The sequence below is a fragment of the Rhodococcus sp. 14-1411-2a genome (assembly GCF_002259485.1).
GTDB lineage: Bacteria > Actinomycetota > Actinomycetes > Mycobacteriales > Mycobacteriaceae > Rhodococcoides.
This window is the reverse complement of sequence record NZ_NPGA01000008.1, coordinates 258,526-275,349: the sequence shown is the minus strand read 5'-3', so window position 1 is coordinate 275,349 and position 16,824 is coordinate 258,526. Positions and strand designations below refer to the sequence as shown.

Genomic DNA, 16,824 nt, shown 5'->3' with positions numbered 1-16,824 from the left:
ACCACACCTCACATGAGCACTTGGACCATCGACCTACCCTCCACCGTCGTCGTCAGCGGAACCGGCAGTGGCCTCGGCCACGAAATCGGTCGTCAGCTGCTCGACAACGATGTCCACGTCATCGGAGTCGATGTCGCAGCAGCCGCCGATGCACCACAGCACGAGAACTACCAGCACGTGCAGGGCAGCGTCAGCGCACCGCAGACCTGGGACGAGGTACGGGCCGCCGTCGATACCACCGGCAGTCTCGGATACGTCGGCTCCGCCGCGATCCTCAAGGTCGGCACCATCGTGGACGAAGACCTCGACACCTGGCGCAGCAGCTGGGAAGTCAACGTGCTGGGCAACGTTCTCGCCTTGCGCGCCTTACTGCCCGCGATGATCGAGGCACCTCAGGCATCTGTGGTGGCGGTGAGCAGCATCGACGCCGACTTCGGTGAACAACAGCTCGGCGCGTACGCATCCAGTAAAGCGGCGCTGAGTGCAGCTATTCGCACCGTCGCGCTGGACTACGCCCGATCGAACGTGCAGTTCAACATCCTGGCACCCGGACCCATGCGGGCAGGGTTGTTCGAGCGTCACCTCGCCTCGGCCGAAAACCCGGACAAATTCCTCGCCACCCGCGAAGCGCGTCAGCCGCGTGGACGCATCACCGGTGTCGACGAAGTCGCCCGCGCCGCCCTGTTCCTGCTCAGCCCTGCCTCCTCCGCGCTGCTGGGAACCACCGTCACTGCCGACGGTGGACTCACGAGCGGCTTCGACTACCGGACAGGTGCCGAGGGGTCTTCGGCCTGATCGCCGTCGACCCGCTGGGGCTCGTTGCCCAGGTCGACATCACATCCAGCGTCTCGACAGGAGTACGACATGACCACCACACTCGATGACCGGGACGAACTCGTGGCATGCGAGAACGCCCGCTACGTCGCGGCCATCGCCGCCGACACGGACGCGATCCGGCGAGCGGCTCACCCCGCCCTGACCTACGCCCATTCCGATGGACGCAGGGACACCCTCGAGGAATACCTCACCAAACTTTCCAGCGGAGCACTCAATTACCACACGATCGATCATCCGATCTCCGACGTGGTCATCACCGGCGACACCGCCGTGGTGATCGGGCGGATGCGGGCGAAACTGACGGTCGGTGGACGCGAGAAGACGATCGACAATTCGTGCATCGCGGTATGGGTCCGGCAAGACGGACGCTGGGTACTACTGGCCTACCAACCCACCCCGCTGGCAGCGACCGGAGTGAACTCATGACGGACAAGACAACCGATGCCCTCACCGGCTTGGTCCACGACAGTTTCGGCGGAACCGCCGATCCACGGCTCAAACACATCCTCGAACGATTAACTCACCACCTGCACGCCTTCGTCAACGACGTCGATCTGTCCTACGACGAGTGGGAGAAGGCCATCGACTTCCTCACCCGCACCGGGCAGAAGTGCGACGACGTCCGGCAGGAATTCATCCTGCTTTCCGATGTTCTCGGAGTGTCCATGCTCGTCGAGACACTCAACGACGTCGAAACACCGGACGCCACCGACTCGACCGTGTTGGGCCCGTTCCACATGATCGACTCTCCCGCGCGCGCTCTGGGAGAGAACATTTCACCGCAGAGCGACGGGCAGTCCTGCGTCGTACACGGTGCGATCCTCGATGCGCACGGCCACCCGGTCCCCGGAGCCGTCGTCGATGTGTGGCAGGCGGACGCACACGGCTTCTACGACGTGCAGCAACCCGGCGTACAGCTGCGTGGCAACGGGCGAGGACTGTTCACCGCCGACGACGACGGACGCTTTCGCTTCACCTCGGTCGTTCCCTCGCATTACCCGATACCTACGGACGGACCCGTGGGTGAGCTCCTCGCCGCTACCAGCCGGCATGCCTACCGTCCGGCCCATATTCACTTCATCGTCACCGCCCCCGGGTACCGCGAACTGACCACCCACATCTTCGTCAACAACAGCCAGTACCTCGATTCGGACGCCGTCTTCGCGGTCAAGGACTCCTTGGTGCGGGACTTCGTGCCCCGCCCCGCGGGCAGCGACAACCCGTGCGGAGTCACGGAGGACTTTGTCGAAGCCGAGATCGACATCATTTTGCATAAGGAAAGCGGTGATCAGCTCTGATGGAGCCATTCATCTACGACGCACTGCCGATGCGGGTTCGCTTCGGTGTCGGTTCACTGCAGCACCTTTCCGATGAGCTCGACGCCCTCGGTGTATCGAAAGCAGTGGTCATCACCACCCCACAGCAGGAAGACTTGGGGGAGCAGGTCAACAAGCTTCTCGGTGACGCAGGTGCCGGGGTGTACCCGCACGCAGCGATGCATGTGCCAGCAGCCATTGCCGACGAAGCTGTCGCCTACATCTCGCGGGCCGGTGCCGACGCCGTGATCTGTCCCGGCGGGGGCTCGACCACCGGCCTCGGCAAGGCAATCGCACTGAAGACGGATCTGCCGATCATCGCGGTTCCCACGACCTATGCGGGCTCGGAGATGACACCGATCTGGGGTATCACCGACGGCGGTGTCAAACGCACCGGCCGCGACCGACGCGTATTGCCCCGTACCGTGGTCTACGACCCCGACCTCACCGTCGGACTCCCGGTGAACGTCTCGATCACCAGCGGACTCAACGCACTAGCGCACTCCGTCGAAGCACTGTATGCACCCGACGCCTCACCGATCATCTCCCTGATGGCCGAAGAGGGCGTGCAGAAGATGCTGACCGCGTTGCCCGCGATCGCAGCCGACCCGGCGGACATCGAGGCACGCTCCGACGCGCTGTACGCCGCGTGGTTGTGCGGAGCTGCTCTCGGTGCCACCACGATGGGGCTGCATCACAAGCTCTGCCACATCCTCGGCGGAACGTTCGACCTCCCGCACGCCGACACACACGCCATCGTTCTGCCCTACGTCATGGCATTCAATCTCACCGCGGCACCGGCTGCGCTCATGGCACTTCAACGAGCAACCGGGTCCTCCGACCCTGCACTCGCCGTGTCCCGCACAGCCCGAACCCTGGGCGTCCCATCGTCTCTTGCCGAGATCGGCATGCCCGAGTCCGGACTGAAAGACGTCATCGAACAAGCACTGAACACTCCGTACAGCAATCCCCGCGAGGTCACCGAGTCCGACCTCGTCGCCCTGCTGTCGGCCGCGTGGGCCGGCACCGAACCGATCGAGGTACTTCGATGACCACACCCACATCCGTCGCCGAACCGGCTTCGAGCGCAACCTCGTTGACGCTGAGTGTCGATCACATCGACGGTTCGGTAACCCCCTTCGTCCACCACCGCCCTCCGACCCCGGCCGGACCCACCGACCTTGTCGTACGCCTTGCGTTCGTCGGGATCTGCGGAACCGACTCCGAAATCCTGCACGGGCGCATGCCGGCTAACTTCCGCATCAATTACCCCCACTCGCTCGGCCACGAATGGTCCGGCACCGTCGAATCGGTGGGCCGCGAAGTCACCGCGTTCCGCCCCGGTGATCGAGTGCTCGGACACGGGCACCTCGGCGGAAACGACTGGTTCGGTGTCACCCACGACGGGGCAGCATCCGAAACCTTCACCGTCCCAGCGGATCTGTGCTTCCACGTCCCCGAGAACACCAGCCTGCTCACCGCGGCAGTCATCGAACCGTTCGCCTGCGTCCGGCAAGCGTTGGCGACTACCGCCAGCGGTGTCAGCGCAGCAGACACCGTGCACATCCACGGCCTCGGGGCAATCGGACTCAACGCTCTCCTACAGTGCCATCACGCCGGTGCGCAGGTTATCGTGTTCGACCCGAGCCCCGTGCGGCGCGAGCGTGCGCTCGAGCTCGGCGCCGCCGGAGCACTCGACCCTCGTGACGGTTCGGTGCCCGATCTGGCCGAAACCATCGACGGGCGCCCGCACGCAGACCTCGTCATCGAAGCATCCGGAAACCCTTATGCGCAGGCGAATTCGCTCGAGGGAGCGGGCGACGGTGGGCGAGTGATTCTGATGGGGATCTCTCCGGCCACATCGGTTCCGGCCCGACTCGGCCTCATTCAGGAGCGCAACCTTCTCGTCCGCACCTCCGTCGGTGCTCCCGCGGCCATCTGGCCGTCTGCCATCCGCTACGTGCACAACAGCGGACTCGACCTCTCCTCGATCGTGTCCGCAATCTACCCACTTTCGCGCGGCGTGGAAGCGCTCGACGCCGCGCAGGACACCGCAACGAACGTCAAGGTGATGCTGGCCCCCGATACCTTCGATGGCCTGAGCGCACCACCCGTCACTGCCTGACCTCGTACCGAACCACCCGAGCAGACCCACACCGAAGAAAGCAGACCACGATGGACACCAACCTTCGCGACAAGGTCGTCGTCATCACCGGAGCCGCATCGGGCATCGGCGCAGCCAGCGCTCGCGCGTTCGCTGCCGAGGGCGCAAAACTTGCCCTCGTCGACCGCGACGAAAACGGATTGACACAGCTTGCTGCAGAGCTTCCGACCGAGGCAAGCATTGCCGTGGCCGACCTGATCACGCTCGACGGCGTCACCACCGGACTCGACGAGGCGCTGGCTCCGTACGACGGCCACGTCGATGTTCTGTTCAACAATGTCGGAGCTGGAAGCTTGGGACTGTTCGATACCCTCACCGACGGTGATTGGTCGCGCACCCTCGAACTGAACTTTCTCAGTCAGGTCCGCGCTGCCACCCATCTGCTTCCGCGCATGCGCGCCCAGCGGGCCGGTGTCATTGTGAACAATGCCTCCGACCTCGGTCGGCAGCCGATCGTGGGTGGGCCGGACTACGCGGCGTCCAAAGCCGCCATCCTGTCTTTCACCACATCGCTGGCCAAATCCGAAGGACCCTACATTCGCGTCAACGCGGTCGCCGCCGGCGCGACCATGTCACCCATGTGGTCGATGCCCGGCGGACTTGCAGATACTTTCGCCGCGATTCACGCAGTGCCCCGCGAGGAATCCATTACCGCGGAGATGCAAGCCCGAAACCTCCCGCTGGGCCGGATCGGAGAACCCCACGAGGTGGCCAATGTGGTCGTCTTCCTCGCCTCGGATCTCGCGTCCTACGTCACCTCGAGTGTGTACGGCGTCGACGGTGGCTCGATCGGAAGCATCGTCTGAGCCCGTTCCGCATATATGGATCGAGCGCAAAGCCACGGGTCGTGAGAACGCGGGTGATCTGCCTGGCGGGGGTGTGGGTGACCGCCCCTGCCAGGAGATCGGGTGTCGCGTCAATGGGAGGTGAGTACCGGCACCTCGAGGCGTTCGGAAAGTTCTGCCCGTGTGATGCCGAAGGTGTCCCGGACGGTGATCCCGGAGGTACTGATGTCGAACACTGCGAGGTCGGTGTAGATACGTGAGACACATCCGACGCCGGTGAGCGGATAGGTGCACCGTGGTACGAGCTTGGGGCTTCCGTCCTTTGCGAACAACGTCATCATGACGAACACCTCTTTGGCACCGATCGCAAGATCCATCGCCCCGCCCACAGCCGGAATCGCATCAGGTGCACCGGTATGCCAGTTGGCGAGGTCACCGGTTGCGGAGACTTGGAATGCTCCGAGCACACACACGTCGAGATGGCCTCCGCGCATCATGGCGAACGAATCGGCGTGATGGAAGTAGGCCGCGCCTGGAAGTTCGGTCACGGGTGCCTTGCCGGCATTGGTGAGGTCGGGGTCGATCTCGTCCCCGGTGGCCGCCGGCCCCATGTTCAGCATCCCGTTCTCGGTGTGCAGGATGATGCCAGATTCGGTCGACAGATGGTCCGCGACAGTCGTGGGCAACCCGATCCCGAGATTGACGAACGATCCCGGTGCTATATCCGATGCCACGAGTGCGGCCATCTGAGTTTTGGTCAGTGGACCGGTCATACTGCGACCACCTTGTCGATGTAGATGCTGGGCGTGACAACACTTTCCGGGTCCAATGTGCCTGTAGGAACGATCTCGCTTACCTGGGCGATGGTGGTGCGAGCAGCTGTGGCCATGACCGGACCGAAATTGCGCGCGGTCTTGCGGTACAGCAAGTTTCCCATTTCGTCGGATCGATACGCACCGATGAGGGCGACATCTGCCGACAGTGGGTATTCGAGAATGTATGTGCGGCCATCGATCTCGCGCTGCTCTTTGCCCTCGGCCAGTGGGGTGCCTACGGCGGTGGGGCAGTAGAACGCACCGATCCCGGCACCTGCTGCGCGTAACCGCTCGGCCAACGTTCCCTGAGGGACCACCTCGAGCTGTATGTCGCCGGCGCGGTAGAGCCCGTCGAACACCCATGAATCGGATTGCCGCGGAAACGAACAGATCACCTTCCGGACGCGCCGGGCAGCGAGGAGAGCTGCGAGCCCGGTATCGCCGTTGCCTGCGTTGTTCGAGACCACCGTCAGGTCGCCCGCGCCCTGGTCTATCAAGGAGTCGATGAGTTGGACCGGCATACCTGCCATTCCGAACCCGCCGATCAAGACGGTGCTGCCGTCGGTGATGTTGCGGACGGCTTCGGCCGTGGACGCGCAGATGTCGACCATCAATGCACCTCGCGGACGTTCTCGACGACGACAGCGAGTGCTTGTCCGACACCGATGCAGATTGCGGCGACGCCCCACCGTTCGCGGGACTCGATCAGTCGGTGCGCAAGAGTGCCGATGAGGCGCGCACCGGAGGCTCCGAGTGGATGGCCGATGGCGATTGCTCCACCCTTGGAATTGACCAGTTCGCGGTCTGCAAGGCCTTCTGTGAGCCAGGCGTCGACGCACGCGATCGACTGCACCGCAAATGCTTCGTTCAGTTCGACCGCTCCCACATCGGACCAGGTGATTCCTGCGCGGGCGAGGGCCCGGCCGGCCGCGAGTACCGGCGCGAACCCGAACTCGGGTGGGTCGCCGGCATGCGCCGCCCGTCCGGCAATACGCACCAGCGGGTCGATTCCCAAATCGACGTGCTCGGAGCCCATCAGTAGCGCGGAGGCACCGTCATTGAGAGGTGAGGCGTTACCCGCGGTGATCGTCCCCTCCGAACGAAACGAAGGCTTGAGTGCCGAGAGGGTGTCGACGGTCGAATTTGCACGGATGCTCTCATCGCGGGTGAGTCCGTCGACCGGCAACACGATGTCATCGTAGAAACCTGATTCCCATGCCTGGTGAGCGAGCTGATGCGACCGTGCAGCGAACTCGTCCTGCCGCTCCCGCGAGATGCCGAACCGGTCGGCGAGCTGTTCGTTGCACTCGCCCAGAGAGACCGTCCATTCCGCGGGCATGAGCTCGTTCACCAGGCGCCATCCCAACGTGGTCGAGACCGCGGTCGTATTGCCGGCGGGAAACGCGCGTGTCGGTTTGGGAAGTACCCACGGCGCACGAGTCATCGATTCGACGCCGCCGGCGACGATCACGTCGGCATCCCCTGCATCGATGGCTCGCGAACCGATGATCACGGCGTCGAGCGAGGAACCGCACAAGCGGTTGACGGTCGTGGCCGGAACGCTCGTCGGTAGCCCGGCCAGGAGGACTGCCATGCGGCCGACATTCCGGTTGTCTTCACCGGCTTGGTTGGCGCACCCCCACACGACGTCGTCGATCGAATCCGGAGTCAGGGCAGGAGCATTCGCGACGACCGCGCGGAGCACCGAGGCTGCGAGATCGTCGGGGCGGTGCGCAGACAGCGAACCCCCGAAACGTCCGAACGGGGTTCGGATGGCGGAATAGACAAACGAGGACTTGGTCACCCGCTCACGGTAGGACCGCAGGACTGATTATGTCCAAGACCTAATATCTCTTGATTGAGTGAAAATCTTTATAACATGGCCTGTATGGATCCACGAGTTCTGCAGCTGTTCCTCACGCTCGCCGACGAACAGCATTACGGCAGGGCTGCCAAGCGCAGTCACATCGCTCAGCCAGCTCTCTCGCAGCACATCATTCAGCTCGAAGCCGAGTTGGGAGTTCGCCTGTTCGATCGGTCGACACGGCGAGTTGTCATCACCGAAGCGGGAACTCGCTTCGCCGAGCATGCGCGACGGATCATCGACTCGCTCAAGCACGCGAAGGCTGACATGCGTGCGTTCGCAAGCGGATACACAGGTCGGGTATCGGTCGGATTCGTCGGTACCGCGACATACGACGTCCTACCCTTGCTTGCGCACCGCGTGCGTGAACAACTGCCCGACATCGATCTCGAGCTACGCGGCGAGCTGTTGACACCGCAACTCCTCGACGGCCTCAGCGCAGGCGTGTACGACCTGGTACTCGTCAGACCCCGCGTGTCCGATCACCATCTCGGGGATAGATCGCCCGGGAGCGACGAAGACCAGGAACTGGTGTTCGAGCGACTGAGGACGGAGCGGCTCATGGCAGTACTTCCCGTCTCATCTCCCATGGCCGAAAGAAACGTGGTGGACCTTTCCGATCTCGCGGCCGAACCTTTCGTGACCCACCCGTCGAAGGCCCGCTCGACGATGCACCGCCGAGTAATCGATGCATGCGCAAGTGCCGGATTCACCCCGCACACAATCGAAGTCAGCGAAACCGCGACCCTCGTCGTGTCTGTTGCCGCCGGTTTGGGTGTCGCACTGGCACCAGAACCTGTACGCCATCTCGGCCTCGACGGAGTTGTTTACAAGCCACTCGCAACGACAGAAACCGTGGAGCTGTCGCTTGCGCGACGAAAGAACGACATGGCCCCGGCAGTTTCAGCAGTGGCCGCACTCGTACGATCCGTCGTGCGCACCGAACCTCCAGAAGATCAGGTGCTCACGTGATCCAGTCGGTCCTGGTCAACTACAGTCGTCCGGCGACTCGACATAGCAAGACGCGGCGCTCGGCGTCCGCATCGCTGAACTGGCGCGGTACCAAGACAACGACAACGAGGGACGGGAGTCCGGATTGCCGCCGTTCGTCCGGACTCGAACACTACGCGGTGGGGCCAGCTGTGAGCCGGTCCTGGTTTTCGGTCGCCCACTCCCGCAGTGAGATCGAGGGGCGGCCGGTGACGAATTCAACGTCGTCCCGGACGGTTCCGATGTATCCCATTCGTCCGTCGATGACTTGTTGTGTGAAGTCCACTCCCGCTTCGGCGTACCACTTCTCGACGTTTTTCGAGCCCTGAGCAATGGCGGCTGCGTAATCCTGTGGGCCACGAATCTCGCATCGGATCTCGGTACCGAGCACCTCCGAGAGGATTGTCGCGACCTCGGGGCCCGACGCTACCTCGGTGGAGAGCCAGTAGTTCTTTCCGCCATGGCGGGTGGGACCTTGCCTCAGTACGGTTGCCGCGACGGCGGCGATGTCACGTGCGGCGATCCAGCCGACTCTACGATCGCCCCAGTAGACCGAGATCGAGCCGTTCTTCACCGGGGTCATCGACGTGAGTCCCTCCATGAACACGTTGGGGTGCAGATGAGTCCACTGCAGACCGCTTTCCTCGATGTAGCGTTCGATCAGCTGGTGCCACGCGAAGTGTGAATCGGTGACATCCCAGTTGGCGAATATGCCCTGGTGCGCGATGTGGCTGACGCCTGCTTTGACTGCGGCGTCGACGAGCGTCTTGCTCTGGGTCAACATCGCTACGGTGTAGCCGGTGAGAAGATACACCCGGTCCACCCCGTGCAGTGCGTGAGCGAAGGTGCTCGGGTCGTCCAGATCCAGGCGAACCGCGTCGCGTCCGGCCGCGCGCAGCTCGTCGACTTGCTCGGATTTGCGTGCGGCATAACGAACTTGGACGTTGCCCGGGTCGCGGTCGAACTCCTCGACCATGAGCTTGCCGACCTGGCCGGTCGTCCCGATGACGAGCACGACGGGTTTGGTCGAGTCATGTTCTGCAGCAGTATTTCCCACGGTATCTTCTTTCATGTCTGTGAGGTGGATTTTGACGAGTGTCAGGCCGACAGCTCGGCGATGGACGCCAGGACGTCGAGGTGCTCGTCGACGGTGGCGAGGCCGGCATCCATGGTGCTGATCGAGACATGGCTCGCGCCGGCCTCTTTCCATGCCGAAAGTGCGCGTGCCACAGCGTCGATGTCGCCGGTATAGATGATGCGTCCCTCCATTCCGATCGACGCAGGGTCACGACCTGCACCTACGGCAGCCTCGGCTACAACGGCTTTCGCGTCGTCGAGTTCGGGCCCCGGCTCCACCAACGGGAACCAACCGTCGGCGGTACGGCCTGCCCGCCGAAATCCCGGTGCCGATGCCGCGCCGATCCAGATCGGAATCGGTCGTTGCACGGGCAGGGGAGCGATGCCGGCCCCGGTGATGCGGTGATACGTGCCGTCGAAGCTCACGCTCTGCTCGCACCACAATGTGCGCAGCACGGCGATCTGCTCGTCCGTTCGTGCACCTCGGTTGGTGAAGTTCTCCCCGAGTGCCTCGAATTCGATGGCGTTCCAGCCGACGCCGACGCCGAGCCGCAGCCGGCCGCCGCTGAGCAGATCGACCTCGGCTGCTTGTTTGGCCACCAGGACGGTTTGACGTTGCGGCAGGATGATCACCCCGGTCACCAGTTCGACTCTCCGCGTCAGCGCTGCGAGGTAGCCGAACAAGACCAGTGGTTCACTGAACGTCGTGTGCACGTCGTAGGCGCGGTTCCAGCCGGTATGGACCGCGGGGTCGGCACCGACGACGTGGTCGTAGGCCACGATGTGGCGGTATCCCAGTTCTTCGACGCGCTGACCGTAGGCGCGTATCGCGCCAGGATCTCCGCCGAGCTCGGTCTGCGGAAAAACCACTCCGACACGCATCACAGGTCCAAAGCCGTTGCGAGAGCACGTAAATCGGGCAGCGGGTCGTCTGCCGGCGAGTCTACGGCGACCTGTACGACGACGTGGTCTGCGCCGGCGTCGAGATGTGCGGTGACCGACGCGGCGGCGTCCTCTGCCGATCCCATCCCGACGAGCGCGCGGAGCAGCCGTTCGGATCCGCCGTCGGCCAGATCAGTGTCCTCGAAACCTTGGCGTAGCCAGGATTTTCGGTAGTTGTCCAGCCCGGAGTAGGGAAGTATGTGGCTGCGGGCGCGGCGCAGTTGGTCCGCGTCACCGCCTCCGATGGCGATCGCTTGTTCGGTGACGATCCACGCGTCGTCGCCGAGGATGGTGCGGGTGTGTCGGGTCTGTTCGGGAAGCACCAGATACGGGTGTGCGCCGTCGGCGAGCTCGCCGGAGAGTTCGATCATTTTCGGGCCCAAGGCCGCGAGAAGGCGGGTCGGCCGTGCGCCTGGCTCGAGCCCGGACGGTACCGAATTCATGCGCTCGAGGTACGTGCGCATCATCGACAGCGGCTTGCGGTACTCGCCGCCGAGCGACCCCTCGACGAACGGGGCGTGACTGACACCCAAACCGAGGACGAACCGACCCGGATACAGCGCGGTCAGTGTCCGAGCACCACTTTCCGCTGCCGTCGGAATCCGGACGTGCACGTTCGCGATGCCGGTGCCGACCACCAGGGATTCGGTAGCACCGAGGAACGCGGCGGATTGGACCATCACGTCCTTACCGCTGCCCTCGGGCATGAACAGCGACCCGTATCCGAGCGCCTCGATCTCGCGCACCATGTTCTGTGCGTCGGCGATCGGCCAGGGTTCGCTGTTCCACCACACACCGATCTTCGAGGGAAACGTCGTGGTTCCTGGTTTGGTCGTCACTGTCGGGTTTCTCCGTTCGTGAAAGTGGGGCGCGCTCACATGAAGATCGCCCGCGTGATTCGGACGCCGAACTCCGAATCAGGACTCGTCGACGCGTCGCCGACGCGTTCGGCGATGACGGCGGCGGAGAGGTCGCGGCGCTTCGGCAACCGTTCTTTCTCGGCTGCGGCGAGTGCATCGTGCATTTCCTCGCTGGTGAGGTCTGTGCAGTAGCACGGTGCGCCTGGTTGTTGCCGCCACGACTGCGACAGCGGGCCGGCGTCGACACCGTCGAACCCGGTCTGATCGACCAACATCATTCCCAGTGCGCGTGCGTCGGCATCGTCGGCGGCGACGGGGATGGCGATACGGCCGGGAGTTCCCTTCGGTGCACCCTTGTCGGCGAACGATGCGGACCCGATGGCATTCCATGCTTTGACGATCGGTCGTCCGATTTGCTCGGTCACCCACACACTCTCGACTTCGCCGGCCTCGATCGCGTCGATCCGCTGATCGCGCAGCGGGTAGTAGTTCGAGGTGTCGATCACGACAGCGTCGGCCGGTGCCTCGGCGAGCGCCGCCGCGAAGGCCGGCATGCGGTGAAAAGGCATCGACAAGATGACGACTTCGACATCACGAACCGCGTCGACGGCGTGAACCGCGCGGGCACCGGTGGCCACCGCTTCGGATGGAATCGTCTCCGGACCACGGGAGTTGGCGATTTTCACCTCGTGACCTGCTGCGCTCAATGTGCGACTCAACGTCTTGCCGATGTTGCCGGCGCCAACGATGCCGATCTTCATTTTTTCTCCTTCGATTGTGTTGTCAGTCGGTCGAGGGCCGGGTCTACACGACCGCCGAGCGTGCGCCGCTGGTGAACGCGGCCGTTGCCGACCGTGAGTGCATTCCCGGCCGGCGAATCGATCAGTCCTCGGCTCCAGTGATGCGCGGGTCGAGCCCATATTGCTCTGGGACGCAGAGGTTCTCGCGCAGGGTGGAGCCCGCGTAGTCGGTGGGATAGATACCGCGTTCCTGGAGGATCGGTACCACTTCGTCGACAAAGTCGTCGATGCCGTCCTCGTAGATGTCGGGTGTCATCCAGAAGCCGTCGGCAGCTCCCGCCTCGAACCATTCCTGCAGGTGGTCCGCGTGAAGCTTGCCCGGACCCACGACGGTGGGGTGAAAGTCGATGACGCCATGAGCGATGACGTCGCGCGGGGACCACCCCTGTCGCGCCACAGCAAGAGCATTGGCCGAGCGTGGGTCCCTCGGTGACGCGTGTGCGGAGGCCAGCTGCTGCGGTGTGAGTGGCTCGTCGAAACGATCCGGATGGATCTCGATCCCGAGCATCGGGCCGAGGTGTGGCAGGCGGGCGTCGATGACGTCGCCCGAATACTTCAGACGACGGTCGAGGCCCTCGCGCACGGTCGGCGCGACGGTGGTCATGATGCCAGGGATGTACTTGACCTCGTCGGGGTCGCGGCCGGCGTCGCGTGCCGCGTTCCGAACGAGCTCTCGTTGCGCGCGGGCCTCCTCGATGGTCCACACCTCGGCGATGAAACCGCTGGCGTAGCGGCCTGCGATCGAGAGAAGGTGCGGGCTGGGTCCACCGGAGGTGAAGACGACAGGCTGGCCCTGTTCCGATGGTGGAATCCCCAGGGGGCCACGGGAGGCGACGTACTGGCCCTGCATGTTGATGGGCTGCAGTTTGGCCGGGTCGATGAAGCGGTTCGCTGCCTGGTCTTTGATCCATGCGTCTTTCTGCCAGCTGCCCCACAGTCCCTGGACGATCTGAATTACCTCGTGTGCTCGCTGATAACGCTCGCCGCGGTCGGCGATCTGCCGTCCGTAGTTCGCGGCGACGATAGGACTACTGGTGGTCACCGCGTTCCAACCAGCACGTCCGTGGCTGAGCACGTCCAGGGCCTTGAACTGACGTGCGGTGTTGAACGGTTCCTGAAACGTCGTCGATCCGGTCGCGACGAAGCCGATGTTCGTCGTCCCGCGGGCGACGGCGGTCAGTTCGATCAGCGGGTCCATGAGGTTGCTGATCGGGTTTTGCTCGACGTCGCCGCGGACGGCGGGGAAGTCGGGGGTGAACAGGAACGCGAACTTGCCGCGCTCGGCGGCCCTCGCATGACGGACGGTGGCGTCGACGTCGGTGTAGATCGCCGGGTCCACGTGCGGAGCGCGCCACGCGCCGTGCAGGCCGCCGTAGCCGTCGATCATCCCCATCCCGAGGATCAGTTTCTTGTTCGCGGTCATCGTGTTGCTGCCTCGCAGACTGCAGTGTCGGTGGGTGACGAGCCGTCGGCTGTGTCGATGTCGGCCGGGGTGGCACACGTCGATGCGACGGGGACCGTCTCGTCGGCGGTTGCGTCACCGGTGTCCGTGTCCTCGGTGGTCGAACTGGGCGTCTTTCGGATGAAGAACGCGCCCACCAACACGACCAGACCCAGCCACCACGCGGCCATGACGGCGGTGTGTCCGGCGGACTCGGCTTGGTCGGTACTGAGCACACCGGCATTCTGTGCACCGGACCCAATGGTGTACGCCGAGACGAAGATTGCCCCGAAGGCGGCACCGGCGAGTTGTTGGACGGTGGCGAACGCCGCCGAGCCGTGCGGGAAGAGCTCGGTCGAAAGCGCCCCCATCGCACTGGTGGTGAGCGGCGCCCACATCGCGGCCTGGGTACTGGTGAACACCAGCCACGCAAATACCAACGACATCACGCTCGTGCTCTCGTCGACCTGGCTGAGGAACCACAGTGCGCCCAACCAGGCGATCGCGGCCGGGATCACCAGCGGGCGCGCTCCGACGCGGTCGTACATCCTTCCGCTCAGGAAAGCCATGATCGGGATCGCTACCCCACCCGGGATCAGGAAAAGGCCGAGTTGCAGGGTACCCAGGCCGGTGACGGTGGTCAGTATCAGCGGGAGCACGATGAGTAGGCCGATCCCGTTGCCTGCGACGAAGACCATCAACAGCAGCGAGATGGTGAACGACTTGCGGAGGAAAATCCGCATGTCCAGGAACGCGCTGTCGCGTTTCTGCAGTGGGATTTGCCGTATGACGAACGCCGTGACGCCGACCAGCCCCACGGCGATCGGTAGGTACGGCGAAATCGGGGCGTGTCCGCCGGAGGCTTCGCCGAGCAGGGACAGTCCGTAGACGAGGCCACCGAATCCGACGGCGGACAGTGCGAGCGACCATGGGTCCAGGGTCACCGGCTCCGGGGTGGTGATGTTACGTAGCTTCCATGCGCCCAGGGCCAGTGCAACGATCGCGATCGGCAGCATCAGGATGAACAGCCAGCGCCAGGTCAAAACTGAGAGAACGAAACCGGCCAGCGCCGGCCCGAGCGCGGGTGCCACGGCGGGGACGGCGGTGGTGAGCGCCATCATTCTGCCGCGCCGACCGACGGGGACCAGGCGCATCGTGGTGGTCATCAATAGTGGCAGGAAGACGGCGGTGCCGGATGCTTGAACGATTCGGCCTGCCACCAGGACGCCGAACGTCGGAGCGATCGCGGCGAGCGTCGTTCCGACGATGAACAGCGACAACGCGACCAGGAAAATCGTCCGTAGGTGGAATCGCCGCATCACGAAACTACTGGCTGGAATCAGCACGGCCATGGTGAGCAGGAAGCCGGTGGTGACCCACTGCCCCGTGCCCGGGGTGACCCCGAAGTCTTCGATCAGCGTGGGCAGGGCGACGCCGAGGAGCATTTCGTTGAGGAAGACGATGAACGTCGACGCCATCAGGACGCCGATGACGAGGGCAACGCCAGGTGGGAGCCGGTCTGCGGGGTGGTTCGTCGATGTCGCAGCTGTGACGTTCGGTGCGGGAGGGGTGTCCATAAGCGTGCTCGTCATTTCTCGAGGTGAGGAAACGGGTCCGTCGCCGACGGTGCGTCGGACGGAGCGGACTGCGTCGATAAGTTAGTAAAGAGTGGGGGTGTCAGCTGTAGCAGGCGCGGTTGATGGCGACGAGGAATTTCCCGTCGATGGTGCCGCCTTCGTCGATGTATTCGCCGATGCTTCTCATCACGAGGTCGCGGCGCTGCGGGACGCGAGCCTTCTCGGCTGCGGCGAGCCAGCGGGGCATGGCCAACTTCGTGCGATCCGTGCAGTAGACGGGGGCTCCTGGCTGCTGACGCCAGGAGTCTGCGAGGACTCCGGCATCGACAGCGTCGAAACCGGTTTCCTCGACGAGCGACATCGCCAGCGCTCGATGGGTGCCTGAGTCCGCGGCGACTGGGATGGCCACACGGTTCGGGTCGCCGGCCTCGGTGGCCTTGTTGTCGAAGGACTGCGAGGTGATCGCGTTCCACACTTTCGCCACCGGACGACCGAAAAGCTGGGAGAGCCATACGCTTTCGACTTGTCCGTCGTCGAAGGCGGGCATTGCGCCGTCCCGCATGGGGTAGTAGTTGGACGTGTCGATAACCACAGCATCTTCAGGCGCCGTCCTCACGAAGGCGGCGATATCGGCGTTGCGGTTCATCGGCACCGACACGATGAGCACCTCGACATCTCGCACGGCCTCGGCGGCGGTCACGGCGCGCGCCCCGGTAGTCAGAGCCGCAGCCGAGATCGTCTCGGGGCCGCGCGAATTCGCGATGGCTACCTCGTGTCCCCGGCGGGCGAGCCGCCGGGCGATGGTCGAGCCGATCGAGCCCGCTCCGATGATGCCGATCTTCATGAAGTCCTCCTGGTGCCTCCGGTTTCCTCTATCATCAACCTTGCCATTAGTGTGAAGGTCAAATCGTGTGAGGGGAGTCACTGTGCGGATCGGTGAATTGGCGGAAAAGACCGGGGTCGCGGCGCGGATGCTCCGTTACTACGAGGAGCAGGGTCTCATCAGCCCACGCCGTCTCGACAACGGGTACCGGGTGTACGACGACTACCTGATCGACCGGGTCAAGAAGATCCGTGGTCTGGTCGATACCGGGATCCCTACACGGATCGTGGCCAACATCTTGCCGTGCCTCGGTAAGCCGCAAGAGCTCGTGGTGGAAAACGCCGACCCCGCGCTGTATGCGTTACTGGTCGACGAGCGTGACCGGATGAACGACAAGATCGACTTTCTTACTCATAACCGCGACTCCATCACCAGTTACCTCGACGCGATGGCGCGGGCTGCGCCTCAGATCCTGTCGACGGCACGGGACGGGCAACGGTCGACTGAGCAGGCATCCTGACGGATGACGCCGT

The 16,824-nt window shown here is 64.0% G+C and carries 18 protein-coding genes; 8 read left to right on the top strand and 10 right to left on the bottom strand.

All coding sequences use genetic code 11. The features are described from left to right. Positions 1 to 12: 12 nt before the first annotated feature. From CH291_RS05200 to CH291_RS05175, 6 genes are all read left to right on the top strand, one after another. Entirely contained in the window at positions 13 to 795 is a 783-nt protein-coding gene (locus CH291_RS05200) for an SDR family NAD(P)-dependent oxidoreductase (protein WP_032391803.1), read from the top strand. A gap of 69 nt (positions 796 to 864) precedes the next feature. Beyond that, positions 865 to 1,263: a nuclear transport factor 2 family protein gene (locus CH291_RS05195; RefSeq protein ID WP_032391804.1), complete on the top strand. Its 399-nt coding sequence runs from the start codon at positions 865 to 867 to the stop codon at positions 1,261 to 1,263. After that, a complete protein-coding gene (locus tag CH291_RS05190; RefSeq protein ID WP_032391805.1) occupies positions 1,260 to 2,135 on the top strand; it encodes a dioxygenase family protein in 876 nt (291 codons plus the stop codon). The genes CH291_RS05195 and CH291_RS05190 overlap by 4 nt, the downstream gene beginning before the upstream one ends. Further along, positions 2,135 to 3,205 carry a maleylacetate reductase gene (locus CH291_RS05185; protein WP_032391806.1) on the top strand — a complete coding sequence of 357 codons (1,071 nt, stop codon included), beginning with the start codon at positions 2,135 to 2,137 and terminating at the stop codon, positions 3,203 to 3,205. The genes CH291_RS05190 and CH291_RS05185 overlap by 1 nt, the downstream gene beginning before the upstream one ends. Continuing rightward, positions 3,202 to 4,278 carry a zinc-dependent alcohol dehydrogenase gene (locus CH291_RS05180; protein ID WP_052053425.1) on the top strand — a complete coding sequence of 359 codons (1,077 nt, stop codon included), beginning with the start codon at positions 3,202 to 3,204 and terminating at the stop codon, positions 4,276 to 4,278. Before CH291_RS05185 ends, CH291_RS05180 begins: the two co-directional genes overlap by 4 nt. Positions 4,279 to 4,328: 50 nt before the next feature. Continuing rightward, positions 4,329 to 5,123: an SDR family NAD(P)-dependent oxidoreductase gene (locus CH291_RS05175; protein ID WP_032391807.1), complete on the top strand. Its 795-nt coding sequence runs from the start codon at positions 4,329 to 4,331 to the stop codon at positions 5,121 to 5,123. Positions 5,124 to 5,233: 110 nt separating this feature from the next. Here the strand turns inward: CH291_RS05175 and CH291_RS05170 are convergent, their stop codons facing one another. Genes CH291_RS05170 through CH291_RS05160 form a run of 3 tightly spaced genes read right to left on the bottom strand, consistent with a single transcriptional unit; the run spans position 5,234 to position 7,721 of the window. Next, a complete protein-coding gene (locus CH291_RS05170) occupies positions 5,234 to 5,875 on the bottom strand; it encodes a 3-oxoacid CoA-transferase subunit B (RefSeq protein ID WP_032391808.1) in 642 nt (213 codons plus the stop codon). Beyond that, entirely contained in the window at positions 5,872 to 6,528 is a 657-nt protein-coding gene (locus tag CH291_RS05165) for a 3-oxoacid CoA-transferase subunit A (RefSeq protein ID WP_032391809.1), read from the bottom strand. The genes CH291_RS05170 and CH291_RS05165 overlap by 4 nt, the downstream gene beginning before the upstream one ends. Next, entirely contained in the window at positions 6,528 to 7,721 is a 1,194-nt protein-coding gene (locus tag CH291_RS05160) for a thiolase family protein (RefSeq protein WP_094613506.1), read from the bottom strand. The genes CH291_RS05165 and CH291_RS05160 overlap by 1 nt, the downstream gene beginning before the upstream one ends. 84 nt (positions 7,722 to 7,805) lie before the next feature. Here CH291_RS05160 and CH291_RS05155 point away from each other — a divergent pair, with 84 nt between their 5' ends. Further along, on the top strand, positions 7,806 to 8,753 hold the full coding sequence (locus CH291_RS05155) for a LysR family transcriptional regulator (protein WP_032391811.1): 948 nt from the start codon (positions 7,806 to 7,808) through the stop codon (positions 8,751 to 8,753). A gap of 151 nt (positions 8,754 to 8,904) precedes the next feature. Here the strand turns inward: CH291_RS05155 and CH291_RS05150 are convergent, their stop codons facing one another. From CH291_RS05150 to CH291_RS05120, 7 genes are all read right to left on the bottom strand, one after another. Beyond that, positions 8,905 to 9,843, bottom strand: coding sequence for an NmrA family NAD(P)-binding protein (locus CH291_RS05150; protein WP_052053426.1), 939 nt, complete (start codon positions 9,841 to 9,843; stop codon positions 8,905 to 8,907). A 26-nt stretch (positions 9,844 to 9,869) separates the two neighbouring features. Continuing rightward, entirely contained in the window at positions 9,870 to 10,730 is an 861-nt protein-coding gene (locus tag CH291_RS05145) for an LLM class F420-dependent oxidoreductase (RefSeq protein WP_032391812.1), read from the bottom strand. Further along, positions 10,730 to 11,629 (bottom strand): TIGR03620 family F420-dependent LLM class oxidoreductase, encoded by a 900-nt coding sequence (locus tag CH291_RS05140; protein ID WP_032391813.1) that lies wholly within the window; start codon positions 11,627 to 11,629, stop codon positions 10,730 to 10,732. The genes CH291_RS05145 and CH291_RS05140 overlap by 1 nt, the downstream gene beginning before the upstream one ends. A gap of 35 nt (positions 11,630 to 11,664) precedes the next feature. Further along, positions 11,665 to 12,570, bottom strand: coding sequence for an NADPH-dependent F420 reductase (locus CH291_RS05135; RefSeq protein WP_256979040.1), 906 nt, complete (start codon positions 12,568 to 12,570; stop codon positions 11,665 to 11,667). Further along, the gene (locus CH291_RS05130; protein ID WP_032391815.1) at positions 12,533 to 13,873 is read right to left on the bottom strand and encodes an NtaA/DmoA family FMN-dependent monooxygenase; all 1,341 of its coding nucleotides are present in this window, start codon (positions 13,871 to 13,873) and stop codon (positions 12,533 to 12,535) included. The genes CH291_RS05135 and CH291_RS05130 overlap by 38 nt, the downstream gene beginning before the upstream one ends. After that, complete coding sequence (locus CH291_RS05125) at positions 13,870 to 15,483, bottom strand: DHA2 family efflux MFS transporter permease subunit (protein WP_080735656.1); 1,614 nt, start codon at positions 15,481 to 15,483, stop codon at positions 13,870 to 13,872. The genes CH291_RS05130 and CH291_RS05125 overlap by 4 nt, the downstream gene beginning before the upstream one ends. Before the next feature lie 85 nt (positions 15,484 to 15,568). After that, positions 15,569 to 16,393, bottom strand: coding sequence for an NADPH-dependent F420 reductase (locus tag CH291_RS05120; RefSeq protein ID WP_371828543.1), 825 nt, complete (start codon positions 16,391 to 16,393; stop codon positions 15,569 to 15,571). On the opposite strand from CH291_RS05120, the gene CH291_RS05115 reads away from it, so the two are divergent. Then, the gene (locus CH291_RS05115; protein ID WP_230598277.1) at positions 16,380 to 16,811 is read left to right on the top strand and encodes a MerR family DNA-binding transcriptional regulator; all 432 of its coding nucleotides are present in this window, start codon (positions 16,380 to 16,382) and stop codon (positions 16,809 to 16,811) included. The two genes, CH291_RS05120 and CH291_RS05115, sit on opposite strands and share 14 nt — an antisense overlap. The last annotated feature ends 13 nt before the right edge of the window (positions 16,812 to 16,824 follow it).